The 16,502-nt window shown below is 64.5% G+C and carries 15 protein-coding genes; 14 read left to right on the top strand and 1 reads right to left on the bottom strand.

Annotation, left to right across the window (positions count from 1 at the left end):
- The first annotated feature begins 44 nt into the window (after positions 1-44).
- The 6 genes from VGC77_RS02605 to VGC77_RS02580 all read left to right on the top strand — a co-directional run bounded on the left by VGC77_RS02605 (position 45) and on the right by VGC77_RS02580 (position 5,907).
- Entirely contained in the window at positions 45-1,133 is a 1,089-nt protein-coding gene (locus VGC77_RS02605; protein WP_331170000.1) for an ABC transporter substrate-binding protein, read from the top strand.
- 89 nt (positions 1,134-1,222) lie between these two features.
- A complete protein-coding gene (locus tag VGC77_RS02600) occupies positions 1,223-2,110 on the top strand; it encodes an ABC transporter permease (protein WP_331169999.1) in 888 nt (295 codons plus the stop codon).
- Between the two features lie 8 nt (positions 2,111-2,118).
- Entirely contained in the window at positions 2,119-2,940 is an 822-nt protein-coding gene (locus tag VGC77_RS02595; protein WP_331169998.1) for an ABC transporter permease, read from the top strand.
- Positions 2,941-2,960: 20 nt separating this feature from the next.
- A complete protein-coding gene (locus VGC77_RS02590; RefSeq protein WP_331169997.1) occupies positions 2,961-4,028 on the top strand; it encodes an ABC transporter ATP-binding protein in 1,068 nt (355 codons plus the stop codon).
- A 40-nt stretch (positions 4,029-4,068) separates the two neighbouring features.
- The gene (locus tag VGC77_RS02585) at positions 4,069-5,049 is read left to right on the top strand and encodes a dipeptidase (protein ID WP_349257064.1); all 981 of its coding nucleotides are present in this window, start codon (positions 4,069-4,071) and stop codon (positions 5,047-5,049) included.
- A gap of 618 nt (positions 5,050-5,667) precedes the next feature.
- A complete protein-coding gene (locus tag VGC77_RS02580) occupies positions 5,668-5,907 on the top strand; it encodes a hypothetical protein (RefSeq protein WP_331169995.1) in 240 nt (79 codons plus the stop codon).
- A gap of 310 nt (positions 5,908-6,217) precedes the next feature.
- Here the strand turns inward: VGC77_RS02580 and VGC77_RS02575 are convergent, their stop codons facing one another.
- Positions 6,218-6,877, bottom strand: a complete 660-nt coding sequence (locus VGC77_RS02575; RefSeq protein WP_331169994.1) for a GntR family transcriptional regulator — start codon at positions 6,875-6,877, stop codon at positions 6,218-6,220.
- A 135-nt stretch (positions 6,878-7,012) separates the two neighbouring features.
- On the opposite strand from VGC77_RS02575, the gene VGC77_RS02570 reads away from it, so the two are divergent.
- The 8 genes from VGC77_RS02570 (at position 7,013) to VGC77_RS02535 (ending at position 16,447) form a co-directional block, all read left to right on the top strand.
- Positions 7,013-7,420 (top strand): cobalamin B12-binding domain-containing protein, encoded by a 408-nt coding sequence (locus VGC77_RS02570; RefSeq protein WP_331169993.1) that lies wholly within the window; start codon positions 7,013-7,015, stop codon positions 7,418-7,420.
- 15 nt (positions 7,421-7,435) lie between these two features.
- Positions 7,436-8,866, top strand: a complete 1,431-nt coding sequence (locus VGC77_RS02565) for a phenylacetate--CoA ligase family protein (protein WP_331169992.1) — start codon at positions 7,436-7,438, stop codon at positions 8,864-8,866.
- Entirely contained in the window at positions 8,863-9,825 is a 963-nt protein-coding gene (gene meaB / locus VGC77_RS02560) for a methylmalonyl Co-A mutase-associated GTPase MeaB (RefSeq protein WP_331169991.1), read from the top strand. Before VGC77_RS02565 ends, meaB begins: the two co-directional genes overlap by 4 nt.
- Positions 9,826-9,836: 11 nt before the next feature.
- A complete protein-coding gene (locus VGC77_RS02555; protein WP_331169990.1) occupies positions 9,837-11,543 on the top strand; it encodes a methylmalonyl-CoA mutase family protein in 1,707 nt (568 codons plus the stop codon).
- A 59-nt stretch (positions 11,544-11,602) separates the two neighbouring features.
- Positions 11,603-12,670 carry a gamma carbonic anhydrase family protein gene (locus VGC77_RS02550; protein WP_331169989.1) on the top strand — a complete coding sequence of 356 codons (1,068 nt, stop codon included), beginning with the start codon at positions 11,603-11,605 and terminating at the stop codon, positions 12,668-12,670.
- Complete coding sequence (locus tag VGC77_RS02545; RefSeq protein ID WP_331169988.1) at positions 12,660-13,265, top strand: cob(I)yrinic acid a,c-diamide adenosyltransferase; 606 nt, start codon at positions 12,660-12,662, stop codon at positions 13,263-13,265. The genes VGC77_RS02550 and VGC77_RS02545 overlap by 11 nt, the downstream gene beginning before the upstream one ends.
- 109 nt (positions 13,266-13,374) lie before the next feature.
- The gene (locus VGC77_RS02540; protein WP_331169987.1) at positions 13,375-14,676 is read left to right on the top strand and encodes an MFS transporter; all 1,302 of its coding nucleotides are present in this window, start codon (positions 13,375-13,377) and stop codon (positions 14,674-14,676) included.
- Positions 14,677-14,731: 55 nt separating this feature from the next.
- Positions 14,732-16,447: a thiamine pyrophosphate-binding protein gene (locus VGC77_RS02535; protein ID WP_331169986.1), complete on the top strand. Its 1,716-nt coding sequence runs from the start codon at positions 14,732-14,734 to the stop codon at positions 16,445-16,447.
- Positions 16,448-16,502 lie beyond the last annotated feature (55 nt).

The following is a 16,502-nucleotide window of genomic DNA, read 5'->3' as shown; positions in this document are numbered from 1 at the left end:
CGCATCGTCTGCGCATTGCACCAATTCAACAGAGGGAATGACGGATGAACGAGTCTGAACGGTTGCGCGAGCTTCATCGTCTCGGCGCGGCGCCATCCCGCCGCAACGTGCTGATCGGCCTCGGCGCCGCGGCGGGGCTGGCGAGCTTCGGCCTGCCGCGGCAGGCCCGCGCCGCCGGCGGCACCATCGTGGTGTCCAATTGGGGCGGCGACTGGAACGAACGGACCCGGAAATTCGTCGAAATTCCGCTGCTGGAAGACAAAGGCTACAAGATCGTCCACGATCTCGGCATGGAGCCGGAGCGCAAGGCCAAGCTGCTGGCCGAGCGCGCCATCCGCCGCGGCTCGATCGACGTGATCCACCTCAACAGCTCCGACGGCTTCGAGATGAAGCAGCAGGACGCGATCGGCAATCTCGATTTCAAGAAAATTCCGAATTCCGGCGACCTGGTGAAAGAACTGCGCAGCGATTATTTCGTGCCGTGGCTCTATAGCGGCGTGGTGATCCTTTACAACAAGGACAAGGTGCCGAATCCGCCGACCTCCTATCAGGAATTGTGGGATCCGAAATGGGCCGGCAGGCTCGGCCTCACCAATCAGCTTTACTTCAACTACATGTTGATGGCCGGCCTCGTGAAAGGCGGCACCATGACGTCGGTCGACGCCGGCCGGGATTCGCTGGTCGAACTGCGCGACAAGGTTCAGCCGCGGATTTACGCCGGCCATCAGCAGCTCGCCGCCGGCCTTGCCAATGGCGAAGTCGATATCGCCGTGAACTACAAAGCGCGCGGCCTACAATGGATCAATGATGGCCTCAAGCTCGGCGTGCAGTATCCGGCCGAGGGCGCCATCGCCGTGACCTTCGGCGCCGGCATGCCGCAGAAGGCGCCGAACCCGGACGACGCCTACGCCTATCTCAATGCCCTGATCGATCCCACCGCGATGGCCGGATTGTCCGCCGCCAGTTTCTATGCGCCGGCCAATGCCAAGGCCGAGCTGTCACCCGAGCTGCGCGCGCAGATCGACTTCTCCGCGGAGGAAAAGGCCAAGCTGAAATTCCTCGACTTTGGCTATGTCGCCAAGAACACCTCCGAATGGCTGGAGTGGTGGACCAAGAACGTGACGCGTTCCTGATCGCGGGGTGGTGGCGATGCGTTCACCGGCCACTCCCAGGCAATTCTGCCTCGCGCATGTCGGCGGGTGACGCGATGACCGAACTGGCCATGACGGAGCAAATCACCACAGCGGCGGCGCTGCGCCGCAAGCGATCTCCGGTTGCGATGCTGGTCGGGCCGGCGACGATCTTCGTCGTGTTGGCGTTGTTCGGTCCGCTGGCGATCATGTTTCGCTACAGCCTGAACCGCTTCGTGCCCGGCGATCTGATGGCCAGCGCCTTCACCGCGGACAACTATCTGAAATTCCTGAGCGACGGATTCTATCAGGAGGTGTTGTTCACCACGCTGTGGGTGTCGGTGCTGTCCACCGCGATCTGCCTCGTGCTGGCGTTTCCGGTCGCCTATTATCTGGTGCGGCAGGCCTCCAGCCGCGCCAAATCCTGGCTGATCATTCTCGTGGTGATTCCGCTATTGATCGGCAATGCGGTGCGCACCGCGGCCTGGATGGTGGTGCTGGGCGATCGCGGGTTGCTCGCCGCGCTGGTTGGCGCATTCGGCTTCCAGGGCCAGCTCGGGCTGATGTACACCCCGACGGCTGTGGTGATCGGCCTGGTCTCGGTGCTGCTGCCGTTCATGATCATCACGCTGCACAGCGTGATCGACGGCATCGACCGCAACCTGGAAGACGCCGCGGCGAGCCTGGGCGCCGGGCATCTTTCGACGCTCCGCCGAGTGGTGCTGCCGCTGGCGCTGCCCGGCATCCTGGCCGGCACCTTGCTGTGCTTCATCCTGTCGATGAACGCCTATGCGACGCCGCTTTTGATCGGCGGACCGCGCTTTCACATGATGGCGCCGACGGTGTATCAGCAGGTCGCCAAGGCGATGAACTGGCCGTTCGGGTCGGCACTGGCGTTCATCCTGATGACCATCACCCTGGCGCTGACGGTGAGCGCCAACCTGCTGGTGCAGCGGCGCTATCGCCGCTGGGCGGAGTGAGGCGCAGGATGGCAAACCTCGCGACATCGCAAAGGCTGACCCGGGTGTTTTACGGCGCGACGACGCTGGTCGTCACCGCCTTCATCGTGCTGCCGCTTGTTGTCATCGTCTGGATGAGCTTCTTCGCCAACAAGATTCTGGCGTTTCCCCCCAGCGGCTATACGCTGGACTGGTACCGCCGCGCCTGGGAAACCGACGTGTTTCGCGACGGCCTGATCGTCAGCCTGCAGACCGGGCTGTTCGCCACGCTGGCCAGCCTGCTGCTCGGCGTCCCCGCGAGCCTGGCGCTGGTGCGCTACGGCTTTCTCGGCCGCGAGCTCGTCAACACCATCCTGCTGTCGCCGATGATCGTGCCCGGCATCGTCGGTGGCAGCGCGTTGTTCATCTTCTTCATCCAGGTGGAGATCCTCACCGACGTGCAGATCGCCGGCACCACCGCCGGCCTCCTGATCGCCCACAGCCTGATCGCGCTGCCCTGGACCGTGCGCCTGGTGTCGACCTCGCTGATCGGCATGAACCGTTCGGTGGAGGAAGCGGCCGCGAGCCTCGGCGCTTCGGCGCTGACGGTGTTCTTCCGGGTCACGCTGCCGATCATCAAACCCGGCATCATCGCCGCGGCGCTGTTCTCCTTCGTGGTGTCGTTCATCGATCTGGAGAAGTCGATCTTTCTGGTCGGTCCCGGCAAGACCACGCTGCAGATCGCCATCGTCAATTATCTCGAATGGAATCTCGATTCCACCATCGGTGCGGTGGCGGCGGTGCAGATCGCGTTGATCGCGGCACTGCTGCTGATCACCGACCGCTATGCCAAACTGAGCCGCGCATTCTGACCGACTAAGAGGGGCGTGCCATGACGGAAATCGTGCTGCAGGATCTCGCCAAGCACTACGACTCCAGCGTCGCGGTCGAGCACATGTCGATCCGGATCGCGCCCGGTGAACTGGTGGCGCTGCTCGGTCCGTCCGGCTGCGGCAAGACCACGACGTTGCGGATGGTCGGCGGCTTCGTCGACGTCAGCTCCGGCCGGATTCTGGTCGGCGGGCGCGATGTCACCGCGCTGCCGCCGAACCGCCGCAACATGGGCTTCGTGTTTCAGAACTACGCGTTGTTTCCGCATATGAGCGTCGCGGAGAACGTCGCCTTCGGATTGCAGATGCGCAAGACGCCGAAGCCCGAGACCGCGAAACGGGTGGCGCAGGCGCTGGCGCGGGTCAAACTCGCGAGTTTTGCCGATCGGCTTCCCAAGCAATTGTCCGGCGGCCAACAGCAGCGCGTGGCATTGGCGCGCGCGCTGGTGATCGAGCCCGACGTGCTGCTGCTCGACGAGCCATTGTCGAATCTCGACGCCACGCTACGCCAGGAGATGAAGATCGAGATCCGGCAATTGCAGCAGTCGCTCGGCCTGACCACGATCTTCGTGACCCACGATCAGGACGAAGCCATGAGCGTCGCCGACCGCATGGTGCTGATGCGGCAGGGCAGGGTCGAACAGATGGGGACGCCGGGCGACATCTTTGAGACGCCGTGCTCGCGTTTCGCCGCGGAATTCATGGGCGTGACCAACCTGTTTCCCGGCAAGGCGGCCGCCCCCGGCCTGTTCGTTCTCGACGACGGCGCGGTGGTGCGGCTGGCCGATGCCGCGGTGCCGAGCGGCCCGTGCAGCCTCGCCTTGCGTCCGGAGCGCATCGAGGTCTCGGCCGCGCCGCCGGCCGAAGGCGACAATAGTTTCCACGCCATGGTGGAGATCGCGACCTATCGCGGCGCGCTGATCGAGTATCGGCTGCGCTCGCAGCGCGGACTGACCATGATCGCGCGGCGCCCGACGCCTGCGCTCGGCGGTCCCGCCGTGCTGGCGCCCGGCGCCACCGTCCACGTTTCTTGGCCGATCACCGCCGGTTCGCTGGTTCCCGAGAATTGAGATCGACCGGCGCCCATTGCGCCAAGCTTGCAAAGGATAGTTGATGGCCTCCAGCCTGCACGACGACGCCCTTGTGATCGACGGCCTGATCGTCTCCGATTTTAGCCGCCCGGTGTTCGAGGACATGCGACGCGCGCGCCTCACCGCGGCCAACTGCACCTGCTGCATCTGGGAAGGATTCACCGAGACCATGCGCAATGTGATGCGCTGGAAAGCCTGGCTCGCCGACAACAGCGATCTGTTGCGGCAGGTTTACAGCGCCGCCGATATTTTGCGGGCCAAGCAGGAGGGCAAGACCGGCATCATCCTGGGCTGGCAGAATATCACCGGCATCGAGGATCAGATCGGCTATCTCGGTCTGTTCAAGGAACTCGGGGTTGGCATCATGCAGATGGCCTACAACACCCAGAATCTGGTCGGCACCGGCTGCTACGAGAGCAAGGATGGCGGGCTGTCGGATTTCGGCCGCGAGGTGGTCGCCGAGATGAACCGGCTCGGCATCCTTTGCGATCTGTCGCATGTCGGCGCCCGCACCAGCGAGGACGTGATCCTCGCCTCGCAGCAGCCGGTGGCCTATTCGCATTGCCTGCCCGCCGGCCTGAAGCCGCATCCGCGCAACAAGACCGACGCGCAGTTGAAATTCATCGTCGATCACGGCGGCTTCGTCGGCGTCACCATGTTCCCGCCGTTTCTGAAACGCGGTCCGCAGGCCAACGTCGATGACTACGTCGAAGCGATCGACTACGTCATCGACATCTGCGGCGAGGCCAATGTCGGGATCGGTACCGATTTCACCCAGGGCTACGACCAGAAATTCTTCGACTGGATCACCCATGATAAGGGCTATGGGCGGCGGCTGACCGATTTCGGCGACGTCATCAACCCCGAAGGTCTGCGCACCATCGGCGAATGGCCGAACCTCACCGCGGCGATGGAAAAACGCGGCTGGAAGGCCGCGCGGGTCGAGGCGGTGATCGGCAGGAACTGGTTCAACCTGCTGCGAGCGGTGTGGGGCGCCTGACCGCGGACTCCGGCACGTGGCCGCACATGCGGCTCGAAACCGGGACAATCCGGCTCGTGCGACGCCGCGGCCAGGTTATCTCGGCGCCGAAGCGCTTGCCGCGCACGACTATAGCGTTTTCGAGCGAAGTGGATCCAGTTCGCGTGAACAAAACGCGTCAAAATAACAATCTGGAGTTCCGGTTCTGATGCTATCAGAACCGGAATAGCTCTGGGCGGCAGCAGCCAGCTCTCTCGCGTGCCAAGGTCGCGACTTCGGGAAAAGTCGAGGCATCGATGCCAGGCAGGTCGGCTACGAAGTAAGGTCCGATCGGCCGGCAACTGATTTCCGACGAGTTGGCCTCCGACGAGATTTTCGCTTGCGGCGGATGACGAGCGCGCAGCGATCGCTGCTACACCAAGTTCCCATGGTGCCGGCCTCATCCCGGTCGCACTACCTGACGTTGCTGCGCGTAGCACGATGCAAGCGCTGCTGTGGTCTCTTCCTACGCAATCATACGGGCTCGCCAGCATTGCCGATCCGGCTTACAGCTCAATGCGGACCCGGGCGTTGGAACGAGCCAGCTGGTCGCCACGGGCCGCGTTGCTTGGATTGATCCTTTGCCGTTGGAGGATGACCGTGGAAACGATCTTGCAGGCTGCAGCAAACGCCGAGGTTGCCGCTATCATGCATTGGCGGTCGTCCTATCTGGTCCGCCTCATCCATACGATCACCAACTCCGCGCAGCCGCATGCGCGGCGCGCGGCGCTTCGCATGTTGGAGATGGAAACCGAAGCGATCATCGAGGATCTCGCCAAGGGGCACTTCCACACCGCTGCCGGCGCGAAGATCGAGTTCACACTGCTTCAGCAAAGCTGAGGCAGACGCGGGGCGAGAAGACCGCATCCGATCCGCAGCACGGCAGGGCGAAGGCGAAATAGCGCGGCGTCGGGCTATAGCGTTTTCGAGCGAAGTGGATCGCGGTTCGCATGAAGAAAACGCGTCAAAATAAGAATCTAGAGCTATTGCGGTTTTGATCTATCAGAACCGCAATAGCTCTAAGACCAGCGACTTCAACGAGGTGATCCGGCCGCTGGGTGCTCACTGCACCATCACTGATCCGAGGCCGTCCGGCGATCGTTAGGCATGGTCGTTCGTTCGACCGCACATCAATTGCCCGGAATCAGCCCTATGTTGCTGCGTCCTGAATCTTTCCGACCCGGTTATAGGCCTCGATCAAGTGGCGGCGCATCAGTTCAGCGGCGCCGTCGCCGTCGCCGCGGATCATGCCTTCCAGGATTCGGCCGTGCTCCTGCCAGACGCTGATCGACATTCCCGGGTAGCGCAGCACTTCGCCCATGGCGCGGCGCAGATGGCGCCAATGCAGCCCCATGGTCTCGGCGATCAGCGGATTGCCGGACAACGAATAAATGAATGAATGGAAATCCATGTCGGCTTGCAGCGTCGCCCGGCTATCGCCCGCGACCACCAGGTTGCGGCCGTGCTCGACCAGCGAACGGCCGCGCAGGATCGCCTGTTTGGTGAGCCGCGGTGTGGCCAGCTGAACCGCGAGCGGTTCGACGGCCGAGCGGAATTGATAGATCGATTCGAAAAATTGCGGCTCCACCGAAGTCACGGTGAGGCCGCGGCGTCCCGCCTGCGCCAGAAAGCCTTGCGCCTTCAAGACGGCGAGGGCGTGGGTGACGGGCTGCCGCGAGACGTTGAGCCGGGCGGCGATGTCTTCCTGAGTCAGCCGTTCACCGGGCTTGAAGGTGCCGTCGCACAAGGCATCGAGGATCACCTCATACGCCTGATCGACCAAGCTTTTCGGCGATTCTAGCGATTCCACATCGGCATCCCTTCGATTCTTCGCTGTGCAATATCAGTGACGCTTGACAACCGCGCAAGGCAACGACATTCTGAGTTTCGAGTACTGAATTCAGAATACAAAAAAAACAAAACAAGAATTTTAGGGAGGCTTCGTTTGACCCAGCCGATTCGCGTTCTGCTCGCCAAAGTCGGGCTCGATGGCCACGACCGCGGCGTCAAGGTGGTGGCGCGCACGCTACGCGACGCCGGGATGGACGTGATCTATTCCGGGCTGCACCGCACCCCCGAAGAGGTGGTCACCGCTGCAGTCCAGGAGGACGTCGACGTGCTCGGCGTCAGCCTGTTGTCCGGCGTGCAACTGACGGTGTTTCCGAAAATCTTCCAGCTGCTCAGCACCAAAGGGGCCGACGACATGATCGTCGTCGCCGGCGGCGTGATGCCCGACGAGGACGTCGCCGAACTGAAAAGGATGGGCGTCAAGGAGGTGTTGCTACAGGACAGCGCGCCGGATGCGATCGTCGCCACGCTGGCGCGTCTCGTATCCGAGCGCGGCGAGCGCTGATTGGGAGGCCCTGCGATGGAATCCTGGTCATTTCCGCCGTCCTATGACGCCGCTTATCTGCCGCCGTCCGACAGCCGCTATTGGTTTCCGCGGCGCGAGACCATGCCGGCCGGCGAGCGCGACGTGGCGATTCTGTTGCGGCTGCAGCAGGTTTGCCGCTACGCCTATGATCACTCCGCGTTCTACCGCCGGCGCTGGAGCGAGGCCGGATTTCATCCGGATCAGTTGCGGTCGCTGGAGGACTTTGAGGACAAGGTCCCGGTGATCACCAAGAAGGAGCTGCGCGAGTCGCAGGCGACGCAGCCGCCGTTCGGCGACTATCTGTGCGTGCCCGACAACGAAATCTTTCATATTCACGGCACCAGCGGCACCACCGGGCGGCCCACCGCCTTCGCGATCGGCCGCAACGACTGGAGCTCGATCGCCAACGCCCACGCCAGGATCATGTGGGCGATGGGAATGCGGCCGGGCGACACCATCTGCGTCGCCGCCATCCTCAGCCTGTATATGGGCAGCTGGGGCGCGCTGGCCGGCGCCGAGCGGCTCGGCGCCAAGGCATTTCCGTTCGGCGCCGGCGCGCCGGGCATGACCATCCGCTGCGCGCAATGGCTCGATACCATCAAGCCGTCGGGGTTTTACGGCACCCCGACCTACGCGCTGCATCTGGCGCAGGCCGCGATCGACGAGGGGCTGAACCCGCGCAAGTTCGGTCTGAAGCACATGTTCTTTTCCGGCGAGCCCGGTGCGTCGATCCCCGGCGTCCGCGACCGCATCGAGGATTTCTATGGCGCCGCGGTGTTCGATTGCGGCTCGATGGCGGAGATGTCGCCCTGGATGAACATCGCCGGATCGGCCGAGACCGAGGGCATGCTGTGCTGGCAGGACCTGGTCTACACCGAGGTCTGCGATCCCAAGACCATGCGTCGGGTGCCCTACGGCCAGCGTGGAACGCCGGTCTATACCCACCTCGAACGCACCTCGCAGCCGATGATCCGGCTGGCGTCGGGCGATCTCACGCTGTGGGTCGATGAGCCCAATCCGTGCGGGCGGACCTATCCACGACTGCCGCAGGGGATCTTCGGCCGGATCGACGACATGTTCACCGTGCGTGGCGAGAACGTCTATCCCAGCGAGATCGACGCCGCGCTGAACGCGACGCCCGGCTATGGCGGCGAGCATCAGATCATCATCACCCGCGAAGCGGCGATGGACGAATTGCTGCTGCGGGTCGAAGCCACCGAGGACACCTTCGCGCAAGGCGCGATCGAGCACTTCCGCCTCGACGTCAGCCGGCGGATTCAGAAGCTGCTCGGGCTGCGCACCACCGCGGAGATCGTCGCCAAGGGCAGCCTGCCGCGCACCGATTTCAAGGCGCGCCGGGTGATCGACGACCGCGCCGTGTTCCGCGATATGTACAGTCAGATCCGGTCGGAGAGCGGCGCATGAGCCGCTATGTCCCGTCTTCCGAACTGATCGAACGGGCCGCGCGCGGCGAGACCGCGGCGATCGGACGGCTGATCTCGCGCGCCGAGGCCAATATGCCGGAGGCGCGAGACGCGCTGGCGGCGATCTATCAGCGCTCCGGGCGGGCGCATGTGATCGGCCTCACCGGCGTTCCGGGCAGCGGCAAGTCGACGCTGGTCGCGGCGTTGACCCAGCGGTTTCGCGCCCAAGGGCAGACCGTCGGCATCGTCGCGATCGATCCCTCCAGTCCTTATTCCGGCGGCGCGATCCTCGGCGACCGCATCCGGATGTCGGACTTGGCCAACGATCCCGGCGTCTATATCCGCAGCATGGCGACCCGCGGCGCGATGGGCGGAATGGCGCGGGCGACGCTCGACGCCGTCGACATTCTCGACGTCGGCGGATTCCACACCATCATCATCGAGACCGTCGGCGTCGGTCAGGACGAGGTCGAGATCGCCAAGGCCTCGCACACCACCATCGTGGTGTCGGCTCCCGGGCTCGGCGATGAGATCCAGGCGATCAAGGCCGGGATGCTGGAAATCGCCGACATCCACGTGGTGTCGAAGGCCGATCGCAGCGACGCCAACCGCACGCTGGTCGACATCAAGCAGATGATGACGCTGGGGGCCGCGAGCTCGGCGAAACCGGAATGGCAGGTGCCGGTGCTCGGTGTCAGCTCGTATTCCGGCGAGGGGTTCGACGATCTGGTCACGGCGATCGCCGGCCATCGCGCCATCGCCTTCAAGACCGAGAGCGGGCGCAAGCGGCAATTGTCGATCGCGAATTTCCGGCTGCAGAAGACCGCGGAAACCCTGCTGATCGAACGCTTCATCAAAGCATCGACCTCGTTCGTCCCCTCCATCGCCGACCGTCTGCTGCGCCGCGAAGGCAATCCCTACGCGCTCGCCAGTGAACTGGTCGCCAAGTCCCTCCAATAAGGATACGCCGCATGGACAAGATCGCAGACCGCTCGGTGCTGTCGCAGGCCACCATCGATCAGATTCGCGCCGAGGAGAAAGATTGGGAGGCCAACGAGGTCACCCAGTTCCTCGGCAAGCAGGCCGAACGCAAGAGCGAGTTCTTCACGCTCGGCGATTTTCCGGTGAAGCGCACCTACACCGCGGCCGACCTTGCCGCCACCCCGATCGAGGATATCGGCCTGCCGGGGCGCTACCCGTTCACCCGTGGCCCGTATCCGACGATGTATCGCTCGCGGACCTGGACGATGCGGCAGATCGCCGGCTTCGGCACCGGCGAGGACACCAACAAGCGCTTCAAATATCTGATCGCGCAGGGCCAGACCGGAATTTCCACCGACTTCGACATGCCGACCTTGATGGGCTACGATTCCGACCATCCGATGAGCGAGGGCGAGGTCGGCCGCGAGGGTGTGGCGATCGATACGCTCGCCGACATGGAAGCGCTGTTCGACGACATCGACCTGGAGAAGATCTCGGTCTCGATGACGATCAATCCATCGGCCTGGATACTGCTGGCGATGTATATCGTGCTCGCCGAACAGCGCGGCTACGATCTCAACAAACTGTCCGGCACGGTGCAGGCCGACATCCTGAAGGAGTACATGGCGCAAAAGGAATACGTGTTCCCGATCGAGCCGTCAGTGCGGATCGTGCGCGACTGCATCACCTATTGCGCCAAGAACATGAAGCGCTACAACCCGATCAACATCTCGGGCTATCACATCTCCGAAGCCGGCTCCTCGCCGCTGCACGAGGCCGCGTTCACGCTGGCGAACCTGATCGTCTATGTCGAGGAGGTGCTGAAGACCGGCATGCAGGTCGACGAATTCGCGCCGCGCCTGGCGTTCTTCTTCGTCTGCCAGGCCGACTTCTTCGAGGAGGTGGCGAAGTTTCGGGCGCTGCGGCGCTGCTATGCCAAGATCATGAAGGAGCGGTTCGGCGCCACCAATCCGGAATCGATGCGGCTGCGCTTCCACTGCCAGACCGCCGCGGCGTCGTTGACCAAGCCGCAATACATGGTCAACGTGGTCCGCACCTCGATGCAGGCGCTGGCCGCCGCACTCGGCGGTTGCCAGTCGCTGCATACCAACGGCTACGATGAAGCCTTCGCAATTCCGACCGAAGACGCGATGCGGATGGCGCTGCGCACCCAGCAGGTGATCGCCGAGGAAACCAACGTCACCCAGGTGACCGACCCGCTCGGCGGCTCCTACTACGTCGAGAGCCTGACCACCGAATACGAGAAGCGGATCTTCGAACTTCTCGAGGAGATCGAGCAGCGCGGCGGCACCTTGAAGCTGATCCAGGAAGGCTGGTTCCAGCGCCATATCGCCGACTTCGCCTACGAGACCGCGTTGCGCAAGCAGTCGGGCGACAAGCCGGTGATCGGCGTCAATTGTTTCGTCGACAGCACCGCCGATCCGGCGATCCATACCCATCCCTACGACCAGACCACGGCCGAGCGGCAGGTCGCCCGCACCCAGCGGGTGCGCCGGGAGCGCGATCAGGTGAAGTTCGATCTCTTGCTGCAGCAGCTCGTCGAGATCGCCAAGGACCCGTCGCAGAACATCATGCCGATTACCATCGAACTGGTGCGCGCCGGCGCCACCATGGGCGACATCATCGAGCGGCTGAAATCGGTGTGGGGGGTCTACCGCGAAACCCCGGTGTTCTGAGCGATGCGCGATGCAGCGAGCACATGCGGCCGCGAGGCCGAACCCAAGGACGCCACGGCATGACTCTCCAGTCCGAGCTGCTCACGGCCTGCCAAGTGCTGAGTTATGAAGGCACCGCGCCGTATTTTGCCGGCGAACCGGCCTTCGCGGCGGTCGACGCCAGCGTGCTCGGCAAGGTGAGAATCGGCGCGCGGGCCTGGCTCGGGCCGGCGTCGGTGATCCGCGCCGATGGGCATTTCGTGCGGATCGGCGACGATTTCAGCATCGGCAGCCATGCCACCGTCCACATCGCGCACGAGCTCTATCCGACCCTCATCGGCGATCGGGTGACGGTCGGGTCCAACGCCGTGGTGCATGCCTGCACCGTCGGCGATGATTGCGTGATCGAAGACGACGTGGTGATCCTCGACGGCTCGATCGTCGGGGATCAGGTTGTGATCGAGCGCGGTGCGGTGGTCTATCCGCGCTCGACGCTGCAGAAAGGGTCGGTCTATGCCGGCGCGCCGGCCAAGCGCGTTGCTGCTTTGGCTCCGGCCGAGCAGGCGCAACGCAAGGCGCGGCTGCGCGAAGCTGCGGGCAACGCCGCGGTTGCACTCCGCGATCGCGCCGCGGCGAAGTGGCGGCCGCAGGCGTTCGTCGCCCGCACCGCCGATCTTGCCGGCCAGATCGATCTCGGTGCCAACGCGAGCGTGTTCTTCTCCTGCGTGCTGCACGCGGAGGGCGCCGCGATCGTGGTCGGCGACAACAGCAATATCCAGGACAACACCCGGATTTTCTGTTCCGGCGGCGGCGTGGTGATCGGGCGCGACACCACCATCGGCCACAATGTCCAGATGATGGACTGTCGGATCGGCGATCGTTGCCTGGTCGGGATCGGCAGCGTCGTCAACCCCGGCACCGTGATCGAGGACGATGTGCTGCTGGCGGCCGGCGCTGAGACCGAGCCCGGTCAGCGGCTGCAAAGCGGCGCGCTCTACGCCGGACGCCCGGCCCGTGCGATTGCCAAGCTGGATTCCGCAAAGCGGACGATGATGGCCGCGATCATCGCGCAATATTGCGGTTACGCCGAAGTCTATCGCGCGCAGCAGTCGCGCTTCGAGGAGCAGGGAGCATGCCATGGGACATAGGCTGTCGCGCATCGTCACGCGCACCGGAGACCAGGGCCAGACCAGTCTCGGCAACGGGCTGCGGGTGGACAAGGACAGTCCGACGATCACCACGCTCGGCACCGTCGACGAATTGAACAGCTGGATCGGGGTGCTGATCGCGCTGTCGAAGTCCGAGCCGATGAAACAGCTGTTCACGCTGGTTCAGCACGATCTGTTCGACCTCGGCGCACAGATCAGCGTGCCAGGAACGCCGCTGTTGTCGGAAGCACATCTGTTGCGGATCGAACGGAATTTCGAGGAAGCCAATTCCGGCCTCGACATGCTGAAGGACTTCATCCTTCCCGGTGGCGCACCGGCTTCGGCCTTCGCCCATGTCGCGCGCACCGTGTGCCGGCGCGCGGAGCGGCAGCTGTGCAGCCTGCTCGAGACCGAGGCGACGGCATCGGGCGTCCTCAGCGATACTGCGCCGGCCGCGGAGAGTTTCGGGCTTTGTTATCTCAACCGTCTGTCGGATCTGTTGTTCGTGGTGGCGAGGGCCGAGAACCGCGCCGACGGCCGCGCCGATGTGCTGTGGGAACGCGGCAAGAGCCTCGCCACCGCCGCGATGGCCTGACGGCAGCCAAGACCGGGCGAGCCAGATCGGCTCGTCGCGCACAATAGAAGCGCTCGCTACCATAAGTAACAATGATCCCAGCAAGGGATTGCCTCACAGGGAGAAGGACATGAGCAACATTGCTCTCGGCCGCGTCGATGCGGAAACGGCCAACGGCGAGATCTACTCGCGGCTGCTGCGTCGGCTCATTCCGTTTCTGCTGATCTGCTACGTCGTGGCCTATCTCGACCGGATCAATGTCGGGTTCGCCAAGTTGCAGATGTTGAGCGATCTGAAATTCAGCGAGACCGTTTACGGGCTCGGCGCCGGCATCTTCTTCCTTGGCTATGTGCTGTTCGAAATTCCGAGCAATCTGGTGCTGGTCCGGGTCGGGCCGCGGATCTGGATCGGCCGCATCATGGTCACCTGGGGCATCGTCTCGGTGCTGATGATGTATGTCACCTCGCCGGCGATGTTCTACGGGCTGCGCTTTCTGCTCGGCGCCGCCGAGGCCGGGTTCATTCCGGCGATCCTGTATTATCTGACGATCTGGTTTCCGTCGTCGCACCGCGGCAAGGCCTCGGCGTTGTTTCTCGCCGGCATTCCGCTCTCGGGGATCATCGGCGGCCCGCTGTCCGGCTGGCTGATGACCGGCATGAACGGCGTGGCGGGGCTATCGGGCTGGCAATGGATGTTCATGCTCGAAGGCATCCCGGCGGTGCTGCTCGGCGTGCTGTGTTTCTTCTACCTCGACAACGACATCGAGTCGGCGAAGTGGCTAAGCGGTACCGACAAGGCCAGGATCAAGTCCGATCTGGCGCGCGAAGCCTCGGAAAAACGCCTGCACACCTCGCGGCAGGGCTTTGCCAGCGGCCGGGTCTGGCTGCTGAGCTGCACCTATTTCTTCTTCACCATGGGGCTGTACGGCCTGAGCTTCTGGCTGCCCAGCATCATCAAGGAAACCGGCGTCAAGGATCCGTTGAATGTCGGGCTGCTCACCGCGATTCCGTATCTGGGCGCGTTGATTGCGATGTATCTGATCGGCCGCAGTTCGGACCGCAATCAGGAACGTCGCTGGCATTTGGCGCTGCCCGCCCTGGTCGGGGCGATCGGACTGACGCTCAGCGTGATCTACGCCCATGACACCGTGCTGGCGCTGGCGGCGCTGACGCTGGCGGCGATGGGGGTCTTGACCTGCATTCCGCAGTTCTACGTGCTGCCGCCGGCGATCCTCAGCGGTCCGGCCGCGGCGATGGGGCTGGCGGTCGCCAACTCGGTCGGCAGCGTGGCCGGCTTTATCAGCCCCTATTTGCTGGGCTGGATCAAGGATCTGACCGGCAGCACCAATATCGGGGTGATCGTGCTGGCGGGGGCGCTGGTGATCGGCGCGCTCATGGTGTTCGCCAATCCGGCGCGACTGGTGAACCGCTGAATTATGGCGGCCGCCGCGCGCGGCGGCCACGGCGCTGACCGCCGGGGAGACCACATTGCAACTCGCAGAAGACTGTTCGGCCGCCGTGATCGCCCGCTTTCTGCGCAGCCGCGCGATGAAACGGATCTTCGCGCTGTGCGGCGGCCACATCATGCCGATCTGGATGCGGGTGCACCATGAAGGCGTACAGATCATCGATGTCCGCGACGAGCGCGCCGCGGTTCACATGGCCCAGGCGCATGCCCTGGTCACCGGCGAGGTCGGCGTCGCGCTGGTGACCGCGGGGCCCGGCGTCACCAATGCGATGACCGGCATCGCCAACGCGCATGCGTCGCGCACGCCGCTGCTGATCCTGTCGGGAACGCCGCCGCGGCCGCAGCAGGGCCGCGGCGCGCTGCAGGACCTCGATCACCTTCAACTGCTGCGCTCGATCACCCGCTACGCCCGCGCGGTCCACGAGCCGGCGATGGTGTTGCAGGAGCTCGACGAAGCGGTGTCGCGGGCCCGCGGCGAGGGTGGCGGCGAGCCGGGGCCGGTGTATCTCGAATTTCCCACCGATACGTTGCGGGCCAAGGTGCCGCATGCGGTGCAATTGCCCGAGCACCTGGTTGCGAAGCAGCCGAAGACCACGCATCCGTCGCCCGGCGACGTCGCCGAGGCCGTCGAACTGTTGTTCAGCGCAAAGCGGCCGCTGATCGTGACCGGGCGCGGCGCGGGTGAGGCGGGCGTCGAGATCGCCGAATTGCTGGACCGGCTGGGCGCCGCCTATCTCGACAGTGGGGAAAGCCGCGGGCTGATCCCGGAGCATCATCCGAGCGCGGTGGGCGCGATGCGCGCCATCGCGATGGCGGAAGCGGATCTCGTTCTGACCATCGGCCGGCGGCTGGATTTTCAATTGGCCTATGGGTCGCCGGCGGTGTTTCGCAACGCTACCTTCCTCCGGATTGCCGATACGCCGTCCGAACTCCGCGACAACCGGCGCGGTGCGGTCGAAATCTACGCCACGCCGAAGCATGCGGTGCGGGCGATCATCGCCGCCGCCGGCAACCGCCCGGCCGCTGCGGAGCAATCCTGGATCGCGCGGCTGCGGCGCGAGCACCGCCAGCGCACGGCGCGGCTGAAACAGGCGATGGCGACGGCGCCGGCCGGCGGCGATGGCGGAATTCACCCCAACCGTCTGCTCGGCGCCTTGCACGAATGGCTCGACGATCGCGCGATTCTGGCGATCGACGGCGGGGATTTTCTGGCCTTTGCGCGCGTCGCTCTGTCCGCGGCGGTGGTGCTGGATCCCGGGCCGCTCGGCTGCATCGGCGTAGGCGTGCCCTATGGCATCGCCGCCAGCCTCGCTTGTCCGGATCGCACGGTGATGGTTGCCACCGGCGACGGCGCCTTTGGCTTCAACGCCATCGAGCTCGACACCGCGGTTCGCCACAAGGCGCCGGTCCTGATCGTGGTCGCCAATAACGCGGCCTGGCAGATCGAGGTCCACGATCAACAGCAAAGCTATGGCGAGGTGGTCGGGACCCGCCTGCAACGCGCCGACCACGCGGCGATGGCGCGGGCCTTCGGCATGCATGGCGAGCGCGTCGAGCGTGCGGAAGACCTCGCGGCGGCGCTGGAGCGGGCGTTCGCCAACCTTCCGGCGCTGCTCGACGTCGTCGTCACTGCGGAAGCAATCTCGTCGGACGGCAAATCCGGCCTGGCCTGGGTGCCGGACCTTCAGGCGCTGGCGGCGTGGGACGAAGCCGAACGGCAATGGCGTGAGGCCTGATGCCATGCGCGGCAAGCTGGCGTAGAATGCCGGCCGCCGCCGCTTCAACGAATGA

It is taken from the genome of Rhodopseudomonas sp. (assembly GCF_036404135.1).
Taxonomy (GTDB): Bacteria; Pseudomonadota; Alphaproteobacteria; order Rhizobiales; family Xanthobacteraceae; genus Rhodopseudomonas_A.
The sequence above is the reverse complement of the archived record's forward strand: the minus strand, read 5'-3'. Positions and strand labels throughout refer to the sequence as shown.